The sequence below is a fragment of the Mucilaginibacter sp. P4_D1 genome (genome assembly GCF_056401935.1).
Genome location: NZ_JBFUIJ010000024.1, coordinates 1 through 19,396, shown reverse-complemented (window position 1 = coordinate 19,396; position 19,396 = coordinate 1). Strand labels below are relative to the sequence as shown.

At 41.9% G+C, this 19,396-nt stretch carries 19 protein-coding genes; 14 read left to right on the top strand and 5 right to left on the bottom strand.

From position 1 onward, the window contains the following. Positions 1 to 56 precede the first annotated feature (56 nt). Positions 57 to 1,457, top strand: coding sequence for a glycoside hydrolase family 88/105 protein (locus AC1DV1_RS19180; RefSeq protein WP_477362151.1), 1,401 nt, complete (start codon positions 57 to 59; stop codon positions 1,455 to 1,457). Positions 1,458 to 1,499: 42 nt separating this feature from the next. Further along, on the top strand, positions 1,500 to 3,512 hold the full coding sequence (locus AC1DV1_RS19175; RefSeq protein WP_477362149.1) for an FAD-dependent oxidoreductase: 2,013 nt from the start codon (positions 1,500 to 1,502) through the stop codon (positions 3,510 to 3,512). Positions 3,513 to 3,700: 188 nt separating this feature from the next. Here AC1DV1_RS19175 and AC1DV1_RS19170 read toward each other — a convergent pair whose 3' ends face one another. Further along, on the bottom strand, positions 3,701 to 4,507 hold the full coding sequence (locus AC1DV1_RS19170) for a rhamnogalacturonan acetylesterase (protein ID WP_477362147.1): 807 nt from the start codon (positions 4,505 to 4,507) through the stop codon (positions 3,701 to 3,703). A gap of 12 nt (positions 4,508 to 4,519) precedes the next feature. Beyond that, on the bottom strand, positions 4,520 to 4,834 hold the full coding sequence (gene rhaM / locus AC1DV1_RS19165; protein ID WP_477362145.1) for an L-rhamnose mutarotase: 315 nt from the start codon (positions 4,832 to 4,834) through the stop codon (positions 4,520 to 4,522). 210 nt (positions 4,835 to 5,044) lie between these two features. Between rhaM and AC1DV1_RS19160 the strand changes: the two genes are divergently transcribed. The 9 genes from AC1DV1_RS19160 to AC1DV1_RS19120 all read left to right on the top strand — a co-directional run bounded on the left by AC1DV1_RS19160 (position 5,045) and on the right by AC1DV1_RS19120 (position 12,606). Beyond that, positions 5,045 to 5,308: a CHC2 zinc finger domain-containing protein gene (locus tag AC1DV1_RS19160; RefSeq protein WP_147060594.1), complete on the top strand. Its 264-nt coding sequence runs from the start codon at positions 5,045 to 5,047 to the stop codon at positions 5,306 to 5,308. A 571-nt stretch (positions 5,309 to 5,879) separates the two neighbouring features. Continuing rightward, complete coding sequence (locus AC1DV1_RS19155; RefSeq protein ID WP_477362143.1) at positions 5,880 to 6,521, top strand: GNAT family N-acetyltransferase; 642 nt, start codon at positions 5,880 to 5,882, stop codon at positions 6,519 to 6,521. 103 nt (positions 6,522 to 6,624) lie between these two features. Then, positions 6,625 to 6,990: a four helix bundle protein gene (locus tag AC1DV1_RS19150; protein WP_477362141.1), complete on the top strand. Its 366-nt coding sequence runs from the start codon at positions 6,625 to 6,627 to the stop codon at positions 6,988 to 6,990. A gap of 85 nt (positions 6,991 to 7,075) precedes the next feature. Next, entirely contained in the window at positions 7,076 to 8,302 is a 1,227-nt protein-coding gene (argG, locus tag AC1DV1_RS19145; protein ID WP_477362139.1) for an argininosuccinate synthase, read from the top strand. Positions 8,303 to 8,304: 2 nt separating this feature from the next. Then, positions 8,305 to 8,706, top strand: coding sequence for a cupin domain-containing protein (locus AC1DV1_RS19140; RefSeq protein WP_477362136.1), 402 nt, complete (start codon positions 8,305 to 8,307; stop codon positions 8,704 to 8,706). Continuing rightward, positions 8,684 to 9,682, top strand: a complete 999-nt coding sequence (gene argC, locus AC1DV1_RS19135) for an N-acetyl-gamma-glutamyl-phosphate reductase (protein WP_477362134.1) — start codon at positions 8,684 to 8,686, stop codon at positions 9,680 to 9,682. The genes AC1DV1_RS19140 and argC overlap by 23 nt, the downstream gene beginning before the upstream one ends. A 155-nt stretch (positions 9,683 to 9,837) precedes the next feature. Beyond that, the gene (locus tag AC1DV1_RS19130) at positions 9,838 to 10,965 is read left to right on the top strand and encodes an aspartate aminotransferase family protein (protein WP_477362132.1); all 1,128 of its coding nucleotides are present in this window, start codon (positions 9,838 to 9,840) and stop codon (positions 10,963 to 10,965) included. A gap of 26 nt (positions 10,966 to 10,991) precedes the next feature. Then, positions 10,992 to 11,939, top strand: coding sequence for an N-acetylornithine carbamoyltransferase (locus AC1DV1_RS19125; protein WP_477362130.1), 948 nt, complete (start codon positions 10,992 to 10,994; stop codon positions 11,937 to 11,939). Positions 11,940 to 11,997: 58 nt separating this feature from the next. Next, positions 11,998 to 12,606, top strand: a complete 609-nt coding sequence (locus tag AC1DV1_RS19120; protein ID WP_477362128.1) for an FMN-binding negative transcriptional regulator — start codon at positions 11,998 to 12,000, stop codon at positions 12,604 to 12,606. A 3-nt stretch (positions 12,607 to 12,609) separates the two neighbouring features. Here AC1DV1_RS19120 and AC1DV1_RS19115 read toward each other — a convergent pair whose 3' ends face one another. Both AC1DV1_RS19115 and AC1DV1_RS19110 read right to left on the bottom strand, forming a co-directional pair. Continuing rightward, positions 12,610 to 13,854 (bottom strand): cation:proton antiporter, encoded by a 1,245-nt coding sequence (locus tag AC1DV1_RS19115; RefSeq protein ID WP_477362126.1) that lies wholly within the window; start codon positions 13,852 to 13,854, stop codon positions 12,610 to 12,612. 56 nt (positions 13,855 to 13,910) lie between these two features. Then, complete coding sequence (locus tag AC1DV1_RS19110; protein WP_477362123.1) at positions 13,911 to 15,209, bottom strand: NAD(P)/FAD-dependent oxidoreductase; 1,299 nt, start codon at positions 15,207 to 15,209, stop codon at positions 13,911 to 13,913. 203 nt (positions 15,210 to 15,412) lie between these two features. Here AC1DV1_RS19110 and argB point away from each other — a divergent pair, with 203 nt between their 5' ends. The 3 genes from argB (at position 15,413) to AC1DV1_RS19095 (ending at position 18,676) form a co-directional block, all read left to right on the top strand. Then, positions 15,413 to 16,258: an acetylglutamate kinase gene (argB, locus tag AC1DV1_RS19105; protein WP_477362121.1), complete on the top strand. Its 846-nt coding sequence runs from the start codon at positions 15,413 to 15,415 to the stop codon at positions 16,256 to 16,258. Next, positions 16,255 to 17,076 (top strand): pyrroline-5-carboxylate reductase, encoded by an 822-nt coding sequence (gene proC, locus AC1DV1_RS19100; RefSeq protein ID WP_147060622.1) that lies wholly within the window; start codon positions 16,255 to 16,257, stop codon positions 17,074 to 17,076. Before argB ends, proC begins: the two co-directional genes overlap by 4 nt. Positions 17,077 to 17,299: 223 nt before the next feature. Then, positions 17,300 to 18,676: an aspartate kinase gene (locus AC1DV1_RS19095; RefSeq protein ID WP_477362119.1), complete on the top strand. Its 1,377-nt coding sequence runs from the start codon at positions 17,300 to 17,302 to the stop codon at positions 18,674 to 18,676. Between the two features lie 42 nt (positions 18,677 to 18,718). Here AC1DV1_RS19095 and AC1DV1_RS19090 read toward each other — a convergent pair whose 3' ends face one another. Then, positions 18,719 to 19,192 (bottom strand): hypothetical protein, encoded by a 474-nt coding sequence (locus tag AC1DV1_RS19090; RefSeq protein WP_477362117.1) that lies wholly within the window; start codon positions 19,190 to 19,192, stop codon positions 18,719 to 18,721. Positions 19,193 to 19,396: the final 204 nt, after the last annotated feature.

Genomic DNA, 19,396 nt, shown 5'->3' with positions numbered 1-19,396 from the left:
AGAACATCTAATATCATAACTTTATAACCGAATACATCAACCAATTACATTATTTCATGAGCCAACCTAACAGTACAACCGGCAATTGCCTGCTTTTGCAATTTGTTATAAACTGCTTTGTTATTACGCTTTTAATACAAACAATATCATTTGCATCCTATGGTCAAATTACGGCTTCGAAAAACAACGATGCAACGGCTCCCTTACATTTGCTTAAGCCTGTTTATATAACGCCATACGGAGAAACCAAACAAGCCGATGTTAAAGCCGTGCTGGATAAGGTATATCATTACCTGGATGCGGTTACCCCCTATCAGCTCATTGACAAACCGGGCGGTCAGGCAATCAATAATTTGGCCAACGTAAACGCCAATAGCGTTTTTGCCGATGGCGATTTCAGGCTGATCAGCTATGAATGGGGTGTAACATACACCGGGATGCTGGAAGCAGGCGCAGCAACCGGGGATAAAAAATTTACAGACTACACCATAAACCGGTTGAGTTATATTGGTAACGCTGTTGCAGCGTTTAAAGCTTACCTGAAAACATCCCCTCAGGTAGTAACGCCTGTAAAGTCGGTAATTGCCCCCGAGGCGCTTGACGATGCAGGGTCAATGGCCGCGGCGATGATCAAAGCTGTAAAAACCGGGACCGTAAAGGCAGATTTACGGCCGATAATTGACAACTACATCAATTATATCCTCACAAAACAATTTCGCCTGGCCGATGGAACGTTGGCACGCAACCGGCCACATCCAAATACCCTATGGCTTGATGATATGTATATGAGCCTTCCGGCTTTGGTACAAATGGGCTCGCTTACCGGCGACGTAAAGTATTTTGACGAAGCAGTAAAGCAGTACCAATTATTCAGCAAACGAATGTTTAACCCTGAACGTGGATTATTTATGCATGGCTGGGTTCAGGATATGGACCCGCACCCCCAGTTTCATTGGGCCAGGGCAAATGGCTGGGCTATTTTAACTACCATTGAATTACTTGACGCGCTGCCGAACGACCATCCCGGGCGAGCGGTTTTATTAGAAATGCTAAAAAAACATGCAGCCGGCCTTGCGCAGCGCCAGGATGCAATGGGTTTCTGGCACCAGCTGCTTGACCGTAATGATTCGTACCTTGAAACTTCGGCAACAGCCATTTACGCCTATTGCTTTGCCAGGGCCATTAACAAGGGCTGGCTGGATGCCAAAGCTTACGGCCCTGCGACACTGCTTGCCTGGAACGCGGTGAGCACCAGGGTAAATAGTAAGGGCCAGGTAGAAGGCACCTGCGTGGGTACAGGTATGGGGTTCGATCCTGCTTTTTATTACTATCGGCCGGTAAACAACTATGCCGCACATGGCTACGGCCCGGTATTATTGGCAGGGGCCGAAGTTTACCGTATACTGCAACAGCACCCGTTTGTAATTAATGACAGTGCGGTGCAGGTACCCAAATAAATATAGCCGGTATTGCGGTGCCTGACCTTTAAACAATCAACCATGAAAAATTTTAAAGTAATTATCCTTTTAATCATAGTAACTCATTTTTGTGCGATACTGCCCGTCCGCGCACAAAGCACTAAAGCGATTGAAACCGATGTTTGTATATATGGCGGCACCTGCGCGGGGGTAATTGCGGCTTATACAGCAAAAAAATTGGGCAAAACAGTAGTATTGGTCGAGCCCGGAAATCATTTGGGCGGCATGACATCGGGCGGCTTAGGCTATACCGATATCGGCAATAAATATGTGGTTACCGGCCTGGCCAGGGATTTTTACAGGAAGATTGGACAGCATTACGGAAAATTTGAGCAATGGATATTTGAACCAAACGTAGCCGAGGCTATTTTTAACGAATACGCAAAAACAGCGGGGTTTACTGTTTTAATGAGAAACCGCCTTATCAAAGTAAATAAGAGCGGTAACATGATAACCGGAATGGTAGTTGAAAATTCGTTGAAACCAACCGCCGACACCCATATAACTATTAAAGCAAAGGAATTTATTGACTGCACCTACGAAGGTGATTTAATGGCCCGCTCGGGTGTTTCTTACACGGTTGGGCGGGAGGCAAACAGCCAGTACCATGAAACCATAAACGGTGTTGAATTAATGGATGGTCACCAGTTTCCCGAGGGTATTGACCCTTATAAAATACCCGGCGACCCAAAAAGCGGTTTATTATGGGGGATAGCTAACACCAGCTTACAGGCAAATGGCTCTGGAGATAAAAAGGTACAGGCTTATAACTTCCGCATTACCTTAACCAACATACCTGAAAATCGGATAGACATTACCAGGCCGCAAAACTACGATGCTCAAAAATATGAATTGCTGCTTCGCTTGAAGGAAAAAGCGCCCTGGAAATCAATTAACGATGTGCTGATCATAAGCAAAATGCCTAATGGGAAGACTGACATTAATAATAAAGGTGGTTTTTCTACCGATATGATAGGCATGAACTGGGATTACCCCGAAGCTGATTATGAAACAAGATCAAAAATCCAGAAAGCGCATGAAACCTATACAAAAGGCCTACTGTATTTCCTTGGTAACGATCCGCGGATACCGGCTAACATACGTAATGAAATGAAACAATGGGGCTATCCAAAAGACGAATATATAGATCATGGAAACTGGACTCCCCAGCTTTATATCAGGGAGGCCCGCAGGATGGTAGGCCAGTTGGTAATGACCCAGCAATACTGCCAGGGAAAAGAGGTTGCCAATGATGGTGTTGGTATGGCCGCCTATACCATGGACTCGCACAATTGCGACAGGCAGGTGGTTGATGGGATGGTTAAAAATGAAGGCAATGTTGAAGTGGGCGGTTTTGGCCCCTACCCGGTTTCATACCGGGCCATTGTTCCAAAACCGGCAGAGGCTTCAAATATTTTAGTACCGGTTTGCCTTTCGGCTTCGCACATTGCTTATGGTTCTATTCGCATGGAACCGGTGTTTATGGTATTAGGCCAGTCGGCTGCCGTTGCCGCCTGCCAGGCTATTGACAGAAAAATACCCGTGCAAATGGTGGATGTTACAGCGGTGCAGAAACTATTGAAAAGCAATCCGCTTGCAAATGGCAGCACACCCGAGGTATTGGTTGATAATGATGATATCGCTCACGTTCAAATAACCGGCGATTGGAAAGTTGCACAATCGGGTGGTTACGGCCCAACTTATTTTATTGATACGGCCAAAACAAGCGCGCTTAATTCAGTTAAGTTCAAACCGGCTATTGTTAAAGATGGTAGCTATAACGTGTACGTTTATTTCCCAAAAACTAAAAATGCTTCAGCAAAAACGCAGATCACCGTTTTTGACGGAACAAACGCAACTGAAAAAACAATTGACCAGGCAGCTATCCAGGTTGAAGGACAAACATCGGGTGAATGGGTTGCTTTGGGATTATACAGTTTATCAAAAAGCAAGCAGGCTTACGTACAAATCTCCAACAAAAATGCCGACGGGGCCACGGTTGCAGATGCTGTGCTTTTTGTACCTGAAAGGTAGCTGGAAGCAGCACAAATTATAAGTTACTGTTTATCAAAGTTATTTTTTCAATCAATGTAGAGACACATAATTGTGTCTCCCGCATGCAAATCACACATGCAAATCGGCCTTGCAAAGCCTGAATGTCCTGGGGGAGACGCAAATTATGCGTCTCTACAGCCCCATTTGCGACAATGTCATAACAGTTACTACTTCAAATATTTATTCAACGCCAAAGTATTGAACGACCTAATGCCCTGGATTACAATTCTTGCATTTAACTGTGCACCAGGTTCAAATGTGTGGGTAGCATCGGTACCAAAATAGGTCGACTTTACTTTTGCCTCGCCCTCGGCTTCATAATCATCGGCTATCATTTTATTCAGATGGATAAAACAGGTTCCGGTTTCTTCACCTATTTCACTGGCCCATTGGCCGTAGCTGTCCTTGTTCCTGCGGCCGGCAAACTTGCCCTCTTTCCAAAAATTGCGCGGTACCGGCGAACAAATTATTGGCGTTGCGCCTTTGGCCTTTACATCGGCAATATACTTGCGCATGTACCAGCCGTAGGTGTGTACCACCTCCTGTATTTTCCGTACCGGGTTGTATATTTCCTGTTGCTCGGGGCCAATACCTTTAATGGTTCCGCGTGCCCGGGCGGTATCATCCAATGCGCCGGCATCGTTATGGCCAAATTGCATAATTACAAAGTCGCCGGGTTTTACGTTTGCCAGCACCTTGTCCCATAGCCCCAGGGTTTGGAAAGTGCGGCTACTGGTGCCACCCAGGGCATCGTTTTCAACTGCTATCCGGGTTGTATCAAAATACTGGGCTATAAAGTCGCCCCACCCCCACAAACCGCCATCGCCTACACCTTTACCATGCTTCACGGTTGAATCGCCGATCACGTAAAATGTTGGCTTATCGGCTGGTTTTATCAGCATAAAAGAAGACAGCATCATCACTACTATCAGCAATAAGCTTAAGCCTGCATTTTTACGTATTAAGTTTTTCATAAAATTAAATACTTATGGCAAATAAAAAACCTCTTTTAACGGTGTACTTACCGGCGAGTTATCGGGATTACTTTCCATAATATCGCCCATATAGGCCCACCATTTTTGCATAATGGGGCTTGCAGGCAGAGTATCCAGCAAGGCCTTATCGGCTACTTTCAAAACGCCTATCAGGCTGTTGGTGTCCTCATCCAGGAAGATGGCGTAATCGCTTATCCCGGCATCTTTTAGCAGTGCCGATAATTCGGGCCATATTTCATCATGCCGTTTTTTGTACTCCTGCTCGAAGCCGGGAAAAAGCTTCATTTTAAATGCTACGCGATCCATAGGTAAATGTTAAAAGGTTAAATACGACAATTGGTTGCTGATGTGCGCTTCATCCAAAAAATGGCTTATACATTTAAACAGATTTGCGCTTTGCCAAAATAAGTATTCTTTCTCTTTCTTCAGTTAACAATCCCGGGGCATCCAGATTAAGTAACGAAAAGTTTTAGCCCCTGGCAGATTAATTCTTATTTTCGCCCATCTTATATGTTTATGTCAGAATCTATCTCTACCCCTGTCCAACCCAACCTCGTACAAATCGTCTCCAGATATATCCTGCTCGAAGTAAGCCGGAAAGCGCTTAAAGGTAAGTGCCCCTTCCACAAAGACCAGGCTACCTCATTAATGGTTTACGAAGAAAAAAATATGTTCCAATGTTTCGGCTGCGGCAAAGGCGGCGGCCCGATAGAATTTGTGATGGCCATTGAAAACAAATCTCGGGAGGACGCCATCGGGCTCATCGCGCAGGGAAAATAAAGTCATCGGGCACACTGGCCCGTCTTCAAATTCATTGATTTATCGGTAGGTGCGTAAAAGTGTTAATTAGTATCACAAAAGTTGAAATTAATTGAACTTTTGTATCGTCTTTCTGGCATAATTTTGAGTATTTGTATATCATTTTCACAGCATTTCATGGCCCGCCAGAATTAAATAGCGATAACTTTATTTTACTGTTTTTCAAAGGGATAATATCGGCCAGATCACCTCAATTCCATTTAAATGTTATAAAGTAAGTTTTTTCTTGTATAAGTAAAAATTTATGGCCTAATTTGCACCCAAATTAAAAACACAGTAATACCTCAAAAAAATGAATCAACCAAGCTTAAATAAGCCCGCAACAAGAGCATCATTTGCTCCCATTGCCGCTGCTTTGGGTTCAACTGTTTTTTTATCCTGCCCTTCCCGACGAAGGCCCTATATGCCAAGGGTTTGAATTAATTTCCCGTACTAAACCCCACAAAAAAGTTGTTAAACTTCTTTGTAAAAAAGCCATCTAATTATTAAGGCGATCAAAAGCCAATTAATTTAACGGTAATTATCTATTTAAATGACCATACAAGATTTTGATATTCAGGTTGCTACAGCACAGCATGTAGATTACGCCACAATGATTTGCGATGAAATGGCCGAGTCGGCTAAAGCACGCGGAACGGGTATTGCGCAACGCTCGCCAGAATATGTTGCCAACAAAATGCTGGAAGGCAAAGCAGTTATCGCCTTGCATAAAGACGGTACCTGGGCTGGTTTCTGCTACATTGAAACCTGGAGCCACGGCGACTTCGTAGCCAATTCGGGCTTAATTGTTAATCCTAACTTCCGTAAAGTGGGTTTGGCAAAGGCCATTAAGCATGCTATTTTCCAGCTTTCACGTAAAAAATATCCCGAAGCCAAAATATTCGGGCTAACCACCGGGCTGGCGGTAATGAAAATAAACTCAGAAATTGGATACGAACCAGTAACCTACTCCGAGCTTACCCAGGACGAAAACTTTTGGGCCGGCTGCAAAAGCTGCGTTAACTACGACATCCTGATGAGCAAAGGCCGCAAAAACTGTATGTGCACCGCCATGCTTTTTGACCCTGCCGAAAAAATGAAGCAGGACGAGGAAAAGATGAAACGCATTACGCACAAGGCAACGCTGCTTGAAAGGATAGAAAATGCAATTAAGAAACGAATTCACCACGATTAGAGGTGAAAGGCGAAAGGGCAAAGGTAAAAGGCAGAAAACGATAGGTGAAAGGTCAAAGGCAAAAGGTAGAACTAACTATAGTTAAAAGGAAAAGTAAAGGTAAATGAGGGATTATAAAAAGTTAGATGTTTGGAAAAAATCACATTTGCTTACCAAGCAGGTGTATGCCGATATTCTACCAATAATGCCTGTAGAAGAAAGATTTGCTTTAACCAACCAATTGCGCAGATCAACATACTCCATCCCTTTGAATATTGTAGAAGGTTGTGGGAAAAATACGGATCGTGATTTTGTTCATTATCTTGACAATGCCTTAGGATCTGCGCATGAAGTAGAATATACTTGTTACCTGATTTATGACTTGGGATTTATATCAAAAGAAATTTATGAAAATACTAACACAGCAATAAACGAGATAAAAGCCATGTTAATTGGCTTCATAAAATTTTTACGGGGCGAAAACCTTTGACCTTTCGCCTTTAACCTTTTACCAAAAAATTACGAGGCGAAAACCTTTAACCTTTCGCCTTTAACCTTTTACCTCTAAAAAAAGAATGAAAAAGAAAGTAGTATTAGCATACAGCGGCGGATTAGACACCTCATTTTGCTGTATATATTTAACACAGGATCTTGGTTATGAAGTACATTCGGTAATTGTAAATACAGGTGGCTTTAGCGACGAAGAGTTAAAAGGAGTTGAAGAGCGCGCTTATAAAATGGGCGTTACATCACACCATGTGGTTGATGAAACTAAAAACTTTTACGATACCTGTGTTCGTTTTTTGATTTATGGTAACGTTTTAAAAAATAACACCTATCCGCTTTCGGTAAGTGCCGAGCGTGTGAGCCAGGCTACTGCCATTGCTAACTACGCCAAAGAAATTGGCGCCGAGTTTGTTGCCCACGGCAGCACCGGTGCAGGTAACGACCAGGTACGTTTTGATATGATCTTTAACATCCTGGTTCCCGAAGTTAAGATCATCACCCCTATCCGCGATTTAAAATTAAGCCGTGAAGAGGAAATCCAATACCTGAAAGATCATGGTGTGGAAATGAACTTCGAGAAAGCTAAGTATTCAATTAACAAAGGCATCTGGGGTACATCTGTAGGTGGTAAAGAAACTTTAACATCAAACTTAGGATTACCTGAAGAAGCATGGCCAACTCAAGTAACCGAATCTGAAGTGAAAGATCTTGTGCTTACATTTGAAAAAGGTGAATTAGTTGGTATTAACGGTGAGAAGTATGATCACCCAACCAAAGCAATCCAGGCTTTGCAGGCTATAGCGCAGCCATATGGCATTGGCAGGGATATTCACGTTGGCGATACCATTATTGGTATTAAAGGACGGGTAGGCTTTGAGGCTGCTGCGCCAATGGTAATTATAAAATCTCACCATACTTTAGAGAAACACGTGCTAACCAAATGGCAGCTATCCTGGAAAGATCAGCTTTCTGCATTCTATGGTAACTGGCTGCATGAAGGTCAGTTCCATGACCCAATTATGCGCAACATGGAGGCATTTTTAAGCGATACCCAGGCAAACGTAAGCGGTAAAGTATTTGTGCAATTACACCCATACCGTTTCCAGGTTGTAGGTATCGAATCGGATCATGATCTGATGTCGAATAAATTTGGTAGCTACGGCGAAATGAATAATTCCTGGAGCGGCGAAGACGTTAAAGGCTTTTCTAAAATATTTGGCAACCAGGTAATGATCTATCACAAAGTAAATGCCCCCCAGCCCCCTGAAGGAGGAGCAAAAATTGCTCAAGACTAATCATGGCAGACAAAGAAAATAATAGCACTGTTCCCACTCCCCCTTTAGGGGGTAGGGGGGCACCCTTTTCAAAAGGAGAATGCCTGAAGCATTATAACTGGGGCGATGACTGCCACGGCTGGACTTTTGTTGATACAGATGCATTATCTGTAAAACAAGAGCTAATGCCGCCAGATACGGCAGAACAATTACATTACCATGAAAAGGCAACTCAATTGTTCTTTATTTTGAAAGGGCGGGCAACTTTCTCCATTGATGGAGAAACAACCGTTTTAAAGCCAGAGCAGGGCATCGAAATATTACCAGGGCAAAAACACTTCATCAGCAATTATGATCAAAGTGACCTGGAGTTTATTTTATATTCATATCCATCAACAAATAATGACAGGATCAACATTAAATAAAATACGTGCAGGCATTATTGGCGGTGCGGGATATACCGGCGGCGAAATGCTGCGTATTCTCATTAACCACCCTAACGTTGATATTGCATTTGTACATAGCAACAGCAATGCAGGCAATTATATTTACGAGGTACATACCGATTTATTTGGTGATACCGACCTGAAATTCGCCGCAGAGTTTAATATTAATATAGATGTGTTATTCCTTTGTGTTGGCCATGGCGATGCTAAAAAGTTTTTGGACGCGAATGAGATTCCAGACGAAGTAAAGATTATTGACCTTAGCCAGGACTTTCGTTTAAGTCAAAATTCAAAAGTAAAAAATAAAAACTTCACATACGGTTTGCCTGAGTTAAACAGGGAGACCATTAAAACGGCAGAAAACATAGCCAACCCGGGTTGTTTTGCTACTTGTTTGCAATTGGGATTATTGCCCCTGGCATCAAAAGGATTGTTAAACAACGAGGTACACATTACCGCGACTACCGGTTCAACAGGTGCAGGCCAAAGCCTGGCAGCTACTTCGCACTTTACATGGCGAAATGATAACTTATCTGTTTACAAGGTATTTAATCACCAGCATTTGAATGAGATAGGCCAATCTTTAAAGCAGCTACAGTCTGGTTTCGATAAAGCCATCAACTTTGTGCCTTACCGCGGCGACTTTACACGTGGTATTATCGCATCGATATACACAGAAAGCGATTTAAGCGAAGATGAAGCTTTAACGCTATATCAAAACTATTACGAGGGGCATCCATTTACCCACGTAACCAACAGGAATATTGACTTAAAGCAAATTGTAAACACCAACAAATGCTTTGTTCAAGTGCAAAAACATGGCAATAAAATATTCATTGTCAGCATTATGGATAATTTACTTAAAGGCGCATCGGGCCAGGCAGTACAAAACATGAACTTAATGTTCGGACTGGACGAGCGCGCAGGACTACGACTTAAGGCGGCTGCTTTTTAAGCTTAGGGCTAAAGGCAGTTGCCGACGATAAAAAGATTTGTTTCAGCAAACAAATAAGTCAACTAACAAAGTTAACGCCATGCTGATTGGCCTTATCAAACGCTAAGAAAATAAAGGCTTTCTGCCTTAAGCTTTTAGCTTTAAGCTCAACGAAAATGAAATTATTCGACGTATATCCTATCAATCCAATAAATATAGTAAGAGGCCAGGGTAGCCTTGTGTATGATGCCCAGGACAACGAATACCTTGATATGTATGGCGGTCACGCTGTAATATCTATTGGCCATACGCATCCACACTATGTAAAACGGTTAGAAGATCAACTGCACAAACTTGGTTTTTACTCCAACTCTATCGAAATCCCAATCCAAAAAGAGCTGGCCACTAAATTAGGTAAGGTATCAGGTAAAGAAGATTATCAACTATTCCTTTGCAACTCCGGTGCCGAAGCAAACGAAAATGCTTTAAAACTGGCATCGTTTTATAATGGTAAAAAGAAAGTTATTGCATTTACCAAGGCATTTCACGGGCGCACATCTTTAGCTGTTGCAGTTACTGATAACCCAAAAATTGTAGCCCCTATTAACGAAACCGACAATGTAATATTTTTGCCATGGGCTGATGAAGCTGCTTTGGCGCAGGCTTTTGCCGAAAACGAAATTTCATCTGTAATAATCGAGGGCATCCAAGGCGTTGGCGGTATCCAGGTAGCACCAGAAAGTTTTCTGCAAAAAATCCGGTCGTTATGCGATGAGTATAACGCTGTTTTTATAGCCGACTCTGTTCAATGTGGTTATGGGCGTACCGGCAAATTCTTCTCGCAGGATTTTGCAGGAGTTGATGCTGATATTTATAGCATGGCCAAAGGAATGGGGAATGGTTTCCCGGTTGGCGGCATCATTATTTCGCCAAAAATACAGCCTGCTTATGGCATGTTAGGTACCACATTTGGTGGCAACCATTTAGCTTGCGCCGCCGGATTAGCTGTGCTGGAAGTAATGGAACAGGACAACCTGATGCAAAATGCAGCTACAGTTGGCGAGTATCTGATAAAGGAGCTTAAAAAACTGGAGCAGGTTAAAGAGGTAAGGGGACGTGGTTTGATGATCGGGATTGAATTGCCCGAAGAATTGGCCCACGCGCGTAAAGAACTTTTATTTAAACACCATATTTTTACAGGCGAGGCTAAACCTAACGTAGTAAGGCTATTACCTGCTTTAAACTTAACCAGGGCTCATGCGGATAGATTCCTGGAAGCCTTTGTAGATGTTTTAAATCAATAGATCGCAATATATAATAAACCCGACCGATGAAACTATTTTCTTCTGTAAACGACGTTACCAATATTGATGCCCTTGTAAAAGAAGCATTGGCGCTTAAGCAAAACCCTTATGCCAATCAGCAACTGGGCAAAAATAAAACGCTTGCATTGGTATTTTTAAACCCAAGTTTGCGTACACGCATGAGCACTCAAAAGGCAGCCCTTAACCTGGGCATGAATGTAATGGTGCTTAATATCGATAAAGAAGGCTGGGCTTTGGAGCTTCGCGATGGCGTTGTAATGGACGGAACAACGGTTGAGCATATCCGCGAGGCCGCAGGTGTTATGGGCCAGTATGCAGATATAATCGGGGTGCGTTCATTCCCGGGCCTTCGTAACCGCGAGGAAGATTATAGCGAAATGATATTTAACAAGTTTGTGGAGTTTTGCAAGGTACCTGTGGTGAGCCTGGAATCGGCTACCCGGCATCCTTTGCAAAGCCTTGCAGATTTGGTTACCATAACAGAATTAAAAACAACTGCCCGCCCTAAAGTTGTATTAACCTGGGCGCCGCATATTAAGCCGCTGCCGCAAGCCGTGCCAAATTCATTTTCTGAGTGGATGTGCAAGGCTGATGTTGATTTTACCATCGTGCAACCTAAAGGATATGAACTTTGTGCCGATTTTACCCAAGGTGCAACTATCATTTATAACCAGGAGGAGGCCTTAGCGGGCGCCGATTTTATCTATGTAAAAAACTGGTCAGCCTATGAGCCGTACGGTAACATATTGGGTAAAAATGAGGAATGGATGCTGACCAACGAAAAATTAAAATTCACCAATAATGCTAAGGTTATGCATTGCTTACCTGTTCGCCGCAACTTAGAGCTGTCTGACGAAATTTTGGACGGGCCTAACAGTATTGTTGTACATGAGGCCGGTAACCGAGTTTGGGCGGCGCAGGCTGTGTTAAAACAAATGTTGGAAAGTTTATAGTCAGCTTTTATAGATGCAAATATTTAGCAAAAATCTTAACTCTTGATTCTCGAGGACTATGTATATACCGGTTTTCAATAAGTTTCCCGACCAGCAAGAGGCCATTAGCTTTATGCAACGCTATAGTTTTGCCACTATAATTACTGCTGATAATAATGTGCCGGTTGCTACCCACCTTCCCTTTTTGATTGAACAGCGCGACAATAAGGTAGTGCTGTTATCTCATTTTGCCAAAGCAAACCCACAGGCATCGGCCATAATTAATAAACCGGTATTGGTGATATTTACCGAACCACATGCTTACATATCCCCCGCTAATTACGAAAAGGAAACTAACGTACCTACCTGGAATTATTTAGCTGTACACGCCTACGGAAAAGCAAGTTTATTAGCCGAAGGGAGTGAAACTGCCGGCCTGTTAACCAAAATGATAAACACTTATGAAGCCGGTTATCTGCAACAATGGAATAACCTTCCCGATGATTACAAGCAAAAAATGATGAAGGGCATTGTGGCATTTGAAATTATTGTCGACGATTTGCAAGGCAAACAAAAGCTAAGTCAGAACAGATCATTACTTGAGCGTGAAAACATTATCAATACCCTAAGTAAAAGCGAAGATTCTGTTGAAAGCGAGATCGCCGAATACATGTCGAAATTAAAATAACGCTTATTCTATGTACTTAGATGCCTTGTTTATCATCGCATTAAGCGTAAGCCCCTGCACTATTACCGAAAATATCACTATAAAATAACTTCCTGATAAGATGAGGTGACGATAGGGCGTATTCGGTAAAGTTAGCGCCAGGGCAATCGAAATTCCTCCCCTTAACCCGGCCCAGGTCATTACGTTAATATTGCTGTAGTTTACCTTTAATGATTGCCTTAAAAATGTAAGCGGTAGCATGATACTTAACCAACGGGCTATCAATATAAATACGATAGAGATGCTCCCGGTAACCCAATAATTATTCACAAATGGTAAATTGATAAGCTGCAGGCCAATCATCACAAACAAAATAGTATTCAGCATTTCATCCACCAGCTGCCAGAACTTCTCCAACGATTCATGCGAACGCTCTTTATTATCCTGGTTAATGGAATGACTACCTGCAAACAAACCTGCGGTTACTACTGCTAATGGGATAGAAAATTCAAAAATTGTAGCCAGTACCGATAAACCCATTACCAAAGCCAAAGAAATAAGCACAATGGTTTGAAAATCCTTTACCGATTTCATGAGCCGCTGTGCCAGATACCCGAAAACGGCCCCGGCAATAATTCCAAGAAAAACTTCCTTCAAAATAAGTATAACTACGTTTGAAGCCTCAATATTTTTTTCGCCCACATTGGTTATCTCAAGTAAAATCACAAATAATACCAGGCCTACCCCATCGTTGAACAGCGATTCGCCCGAGATAATAGTTTCAAGGTGTGCCGGCAATTTTGAGTTTTTAACAATTGCCGAAACCGCCACCGGGTCGGTAGGCGATACCAAAGCGCCGAACAGTAAGCAATAAATAAGAGGCATGTGGATATGAAAAAATGGGGCCAGGTAGTATAAAAGAAAACCAAAAATAGCTGTTGATAATATCACACCTAACGTGCTTAGTACCAACACAGGCCGCATTTCTTTTTTTAGCTTTTTCCCGTCGAGATTAAATGCGCTCGAAAACAACAGGAAACCCAGCATAATATTGAGCACCACCTTCGAAAAATCGATATTCTTGGCCAGGGTAGTTAAATAACCAGCCGTTGCAGGGTCAAGTTTATCAACAATTAATATAAGGATAGAAACTATGGTGGCTATCAAAACAATTCCGATGGTACCCGGAAGTTTTATAAAGCGCGCATTTAAATAGGAGAAAAATGCGCTTACAATAACCAATAAAGCAATTACAACAAATAAATCCATAGGCGTTTACTTTTTTACTAATAAAATAAACGCCGCAATGTTTTAAACAACTGATTTTATTTAGACTCAGGATCTGTCATCCGGGTTTCCGTATCAAAATAACGTACAATCAGGCGGTTGTCGCTGTTTTTATTAAAGTAGTTAATGGCCCAGCTAAAAAATATAATTCCCTTATTGGTAAACCCGGCTAACGACATTAAATGCACAAAGCCCCACAATAACCAGGCAAAAAGTCCCTGGAAATGTAGCTTGCCTAAATCGGCCACCGCTTTATTACGCCCAATTGTAGCTAACGATCCTTTATCTTTATATTTAAACGGCACGGTGGCCTGGTTATTCAATATCCTCACCAGGTTTTTGGCAAGCCACTCTCCCTGCTGGATAGCCGCAGGAGCCACACCCGGATGCCCATTCGGTGTTTCGGGGGTAATCATAGCCGATACATCGCCAATGGCAAAAATATTGCTATAACCATTTACTTTATTAATTTCATCAACTTGTATGCGGTTACCCCTTGTAATATTAGTTGGGGGTAAGCCGGCGGGCACCTCGCCTTTTACGCCTGCAGCCCATAAAACATTGCGGGTAAGTATGGTAGTGCCATCATCTATTTTAAGCAAAACACCATCATAGCTTTGCACGTGTACACTATTGTAAATGGTGACGTCCATGTCTTCCAAAAACTTTTTTGCTTTTGCCGATGCTGCCGGCGAGAAGGCGCCAAGCACAACATCCTTACCTTCAACCAGGTAAACTTTCATATTATGCTTACGCAAGCCATGATAGTCTTTCATTAAAATCAGCTGGCGCATTTCGGCAAGCGCACCGGATAGCTCCACGCCGGTTGGCCCTCCACCTACTACTACAAAAGTCATCAGGGCCGCTTTCTCTTCCGGGTCTTTGGTGACTAACGACATTTCGAGATTTTGCAATATCAAACTACGCAGGTTTAAGGCCTCCGGGATATTCTTCATCGGCATAGCAAAATGTTCAATTTCCTTGTTGCCAAAAAAGTTGGTGTTTGATCCTGTTGCAATAATCAGGTAATCGTAATATATCGTGCCTATATTGCTGGTAAGCGTATTGGTTTCGGGGTGTATCTGTTCAACCTCGGCAAGTGCAAACCTGAAATTCTCCTGCTTTGTAAAAATCCTCCTGATTGGAAAGCCAATAGAATCGGCAGCTATAGAACCGGCAGCTACCTGGTACAGCAAGGGCTGAAATGTATGGTAATTATGTTTATCAAGCAACAGTACATCAACCGGTGCATTTTTAAGGTTCTTAGCTAATTCAAGTCCTCCAAAACCGCCGCCGATGATCACAACACGTGGCTTTGTACCTTTCTTTTTATCCATAGGAAAAATTTACAGCAAGTTTAATGCCTTAAATTGATGTATACTAATTATTTCATAATCAAATTGTAAACTTACAATAGTGTAACCAAACAATCATTTTTGAATCATTTTTACAGGAAATAGACTATAATTTCTTATTTTTAACAGATTTCTATTTAAAATGCGGTCAAATTAACAAGTGCCGTGTTAAATTATTGTGAAGAATGAACAAAAGTGATACAGTTTCTATTAAATCGACCGAAATAACAGTCAAAAAAAGTCTGCATGTTATCAAAATCGGTGGAAATGTAATAGATAACTCCGAAAACTTATATCATTTCCTGAAAGATTTTGAAACGCTGGATGGATATAAAATATTGGTACATGGCGGCGGCAAGGTAGCAACACAAATAGCAGGGGATTTAGGCATTGAAGCGAAGCTTGTTGATGGCAGGCGCATAACCGATATTGAAACGCTAAAAGTGGTTACCATGGTATATGGCGGCCTCATCAATAAAAATATAGTGGCTCAGTTACAACGTTTTGGTAATAACGCCATAGGGCTTACAGGTGCGGATGGTAATTTTATAAAAGCAAAAAAACGCCCGGTAAAAACTATTGATTATGGCTTTGTCGGCGATATCGACGAAAACTCTATAAACCCGGGCAATATAAGCAAATTGATGGAGGCGGGCTTTACCCCTGTTTTTTGCGCGATAACGCATGATGGCGAAGGGCAGTTATTAAATACTAATGCCGATACCATTGCATCGGCATTGGCGGTAAACTTGGCATCGTTATATGATACAACCCTGATTTATTGCTTTGAAAAAAAGGGGGTTTTGCAGGATATTGATGATGACGACTCATTAATACGCGAAATAAACCCCGAGCATTATGAAGAATTAAAAAAAGAACGAATTATACACAGCGGTATGCTGCCTAAACTCGATAATGCATTTACAGCGATAGCCTGCGGCGTAAAAGCGGTAATAATTGGCAAAAGCGACGATTTAGGAAATATAAAGAACAACAAACCATTTGGAACTCGTTTAAGTAAAACCACATGAACGCATCACAGCAAATAGCCATTTTGGGCTCTGGAAACATCGGGCTTTCGTTAGCCAAAGGGTTGGTTAAAGCAGGTATTTGCAAACCCCAGCAAATAACACTTACACGCAGGAATGTAGCTGCGCTGGCAGATTACGCCGCTTTAGGCTACCATACCACCGATAACAATTTAAAAGCTGTTAAAAAATCGGATATCATAGTTTTGGCAGTTTTGCCGCAGCAGTTAAATAAGTTACTTGACGAGATAAGGCCTGCAATTAAGCCCGAAAAACAACTCCTGATATCAGTAATATCCGGCGTTAGCTGCAGCGATATCCGCCAGCAACTGGAATTAAACGTGCAGGTGGTGCGTGCTATGCCCAATACCGCAATAGCCATTGGCCACTCCATGACCTGTATTGCCACCGATAACGGTACCAATAAAAACATTAACCTGGTAAAATCACTTTTTGATACCGTTGGCGTAAGTATCCAGATTAATGAAGAATTAATGACATCAGCTACCGCACTTTGTGCCTGTGGTATTGCTTTCTTTTTGCGCTCTATCCGCGCTGCATCGCAAGGTGGCACGGAGATTGGTTTTCACGCCGGCGATGCACTGAAAATGGCTGCGCAAACAGCCAAAGGTGCTGCCGATTTATTATTGCAGCTATCATCGCACCCCGAACAGGAAATTGATAAGGTAACATCGCCAAGCGGTTGTACCATTGCAGGGCTTAACGAGATGGAACACAATGGCTTTAGTTCGGCGATGATAAAGGGTATTAAGCTATCTGCCGAAAAGGCCGGCGACCTTTATAAAAAGGAAGAGCATTAATATTGACACACAAATTGTCGTAAATCTTTTCTAATTACACGAATTAGGTTGGGTTCGGGACAATGCTGCAATACACTAGTTAGTGCCGGTTATCTCGAATTTCAGGAATTGGATTAGCGTAAAGGCAGTTATATTATATAAAGTTTTCATATCTAAATAGACAGAAATTTGTTTTTTATTCGTGTAATCCGACAAAATTCGTGTCTATTCGTGTTTTAAAATAATGTTAACAGTAGAAAAAATCGGCGGTACATCCATGACCGCATTGGGTGATGTCATCAAAAACATTATCCTGTTTGAACGCAGCGGCAACCAGCTTTACAACCGCATCTTTGTAGTCTCGGCATTTTCGGGGGTAACCAACCTCCTGCTCGAAAATAAAAAAACCAAGGCCCCTGGTGTTTATCACCGTTTGGCAACTTATAAAGATTTCCATAAGCCCCTTAAAGAACTTATTGTTAAACTAAAACAACTCAATAAAAACTATGAAGGCCTTGGCTTAAACCTTGCCCAGGCCGATGCTTTTATTGAGCAACGCCTTAAAGACGCACAAACTTACCTGGAAAATATTGCCAACATCCTTGCTTCTGGCTATGTAAATAAGGCCGATGTTTTGCTGGCGGCACGCGAAATCCTGGCATCTATAGGCGAAAGTCACTCGGCGTTTGTTTTTGCCAATATCCTGCAAAATATGGGCATCAACGCCACTTTTGTAGATTTAAGCGGCTTCCATGATCACCGGTCCTTAACTATAGATCAGCGCATCCGGAAAGATCTGCAACATATAGATTTTGCCGGCACCATTACTATTGTAACCGGCTATGCCAAAGGTACCGAAGGTATTATGCGCGAGTTTGACCGAGGATACTCTGAAGTTACTTTTAGTAAAATAGCCGTTGAAGTAAAACCACAGGAAGCCATAATACATAAAGAATACCATTTGTGTACTGCCGACCCGCAATTGGTTGGTGTCGAAAATTGTTTCCCGGTAGGCAATACCAACTACGATGTGGCCGACCAATTGGCCGATGTGGGCATGGAGGCTATCCACCCAAAAGCATCCAAACCATTAGAGATCAATGATATTGACCTGCGAATAAAAAACACTTTCCAACCCGAACATCCCGGCACGCTAATCACACGCGAGTACATATGTGATAAAAAAAGGGTTGAAGTAATTACCGGAACCGAGCAAGTAATGATGATTGATATATACGACCCATCGATGGTGGGCAACGTAGGCACCGATTTTCATATCATGCAGCTATTTTATAAATATGGCGTAAGCTATACTTTTAAGGCCACCAGCGCCAACAGTATCTCGATTGTGATATGGGATAAGGATTTCAATAAAAAGCTGATACAGGAATTAGAAGATGATTACGAGAAAGTAACTGTTGAAAAAATGGCAATGGTATGCCTAATCGGTTCCAATATGGATCAGCCGGGTTTATTGGCCAAATCGGCAACGGCACTGGCACAAAATGGTATCAATATTAAAAGCTGTGGCTTTGCCCTACGTAAGGTAAACATCCAGTTTTTGGTTGCAAGAGAAGATTTTGCCGAAGCTATAAAAGCTTTGAATAAGGCGATGATATAGTCTGAAGGAAAAGGTCGACGGTGAAAATTGTAGTAGAAACACTCAATTTTCACTCTTCGGCTTTTCCGTATTTAAAGCTTTTATACTGTAACTATTCAACATTGTTAATAGTTCTGATAAATAAGCATTCACATTTCCAAGCCTGATAGTTTTAGGAGCCTGGCGTATTAAAATCTGGCCGGTTGAAGTTTGCTTTGCAACCGGGTACATTTTAATCATGAGTGAACCGTTTTCTTCCTCAATTTCGTCAATATCTGCCCAATAATATTTTACATTTTTAACATGGTCATAAATACAAACTTCATCAAATTCAAGCTGGGGTTCTTTATTTATTGCTACTAGTATTGATCTTAAATTTGAATAGAAAAGGCTGATCAGGTTAAACGCAAAACCTATGTAAATAAACCAACTTGCCACTGCTGAAATATTCTTGCTAAAAAAGATAACAAGTATCCATATTACAGTTATAACTAATTGCAAAATCAACCCGGTGCCAAATTTAAAATAGTATTTCATCCTTCATCAAATGTAACAAATTACCCTAAAGTAACTAGCTTTTACCTTTCGGATTAACCCGTCTCTTCTTCCGCCTACATTGTAACTTTCCCGTGGTTAATTTTTATAAGCGGGCAATTTTGAGCATATTTAATGGTTAACAAAGTTGATATGCGTAAACTTTTACTAATAACCCTTTTATCGGCTATCAATGTTAGCCTATCC

Bases quoted from the DNA above. Each gene is read 5' to 3' on its own strand.
- AC1DV1_RS19180 (WP_477362151.1), top strand. From the start codon at position 57: ATGAGCCAACCTAACAGTACAACCGGCAATTGCCTGCTTTTGCAATTT.
- AC1DV1_RS19175 (WP_477362149.1), top strand. From the start codon at position 1,500: ATGAAAAATTTTAAAGTAATTATCCTTTTAATCATAGTAACTCATTTT.
- AC1DV1_RS19170 (WP_477362147.1), bottom strand. From the start codon at position 4,507: ATGAAAAACTTAATACGTAAAAATGCAGGCTTAAGCTTATTGCTGATA.
- rhaM (WP_477362145.1), bottom strand. From the start codon at position 4,834: ATGGATCGCGTAGCATTTAAAATGAAGCTTTTTCCCGGCTTCGAGCAG.
- AC1DV1_RS19160 (WP_147060594.1), top strand. From the start codon at position 5,045: ATGTCAGAATCTATCTCTACCCCTGTCCAACCCAACCTCGTACAAATC.
- AC1DV1_RS19155 (WP_477362143.1), top strand. From the start codon at position 5,880: ATGACCATACAAGATTTTGATATTCAGGTTGCTACAGCACAGCATGTA.
- AC1DV1_RS19150 (WP_477362141.1), top strand. From the start codon at position 6,625: ATGAGGGATTATAAAAAGTTAGATGTTTGGAAAAAATCACATTTGCTT.
- argG (WP_477362139.1), top strand. From the start codon at position 7,076: ATGAAAAAGAAAGTAGTATTAGCATACAGCGGCGGATTAGACACCTCA.
- AC1DV1_RS19140 (WP_477362136.1), top strand. From the start codon at position 8,305: ATGGCAGACAAAGAAAATAATAGCACTGTTCCCACTCCCCCTTTAGGG.
- argC (WP_477362134.1), top strand. From the start codon at position 8,684: ATGACAGGATCAACATTAAATAAAATACGTGCAGGCATTATTGGCGGT.
- AC1DV1_RS19130 (WP_477362132.1), top strand. From the start codon at position 9,838: ATGAAATTATTCGACGTATATCCTATCAATCCAATAAATATAGTAAGA.
- AC1DV1_RS19125 (WP_477362130.1), top strand. From the start codon at position 10,992: ATGAAACTATTTTCTTCTGTAAACGACGTTACCAATATTGATGCCCTT.
- AC1DV1_RS19120 (WP_477362128.1), top strand. From the start codon at position 11,998: ATGTATATACCGGTTTTCAATAAGTTTCCCGACCAGCAAGAGGCCATT.
- AC1DV1_RS19115 (WP_477362126.1), bottom strand. From the start codon at position 13,854: ATGGATTTATTTGTTGTAATTGCTTTATTGGTTATTGTAAGCGCATTT.
- AC1DV1_RS19110 (WP_477362123.1), bottom strand. From the start codon at position 15,209: ATGGATAAAAAGAAAGGTACAAAGCCACGTGTTGTGATCATCGGCGGC.
- argB (WP_477362121.1), top strand. From the start codon at position 15,413: ATGAACAAAAGTGATACAGTTTCTATTAAATCGACCGAAATAACAGTC.
- proC (WP_147060622.1), top strand. From the start codon at position 16,255: ATGAACGCATCACAGCAAATAGCCATTTTGGGCTCTGGAAACATCGGG.
- AC1DV1_RS19095 (WP_477362119.1), top strand. From the start codon at position 17,300: ATGTTAACAGTAGAAAAAATCGGCGGTACATCCATGACCGCATTGGGT.
- AC1DV1_RS19090 (WP_477362117.1), bottom strand. From the start codon at position 19,192: ATGAAATACTATTTTAAATTTGGCACCGGGTTGATTTTGCAATTAGTT.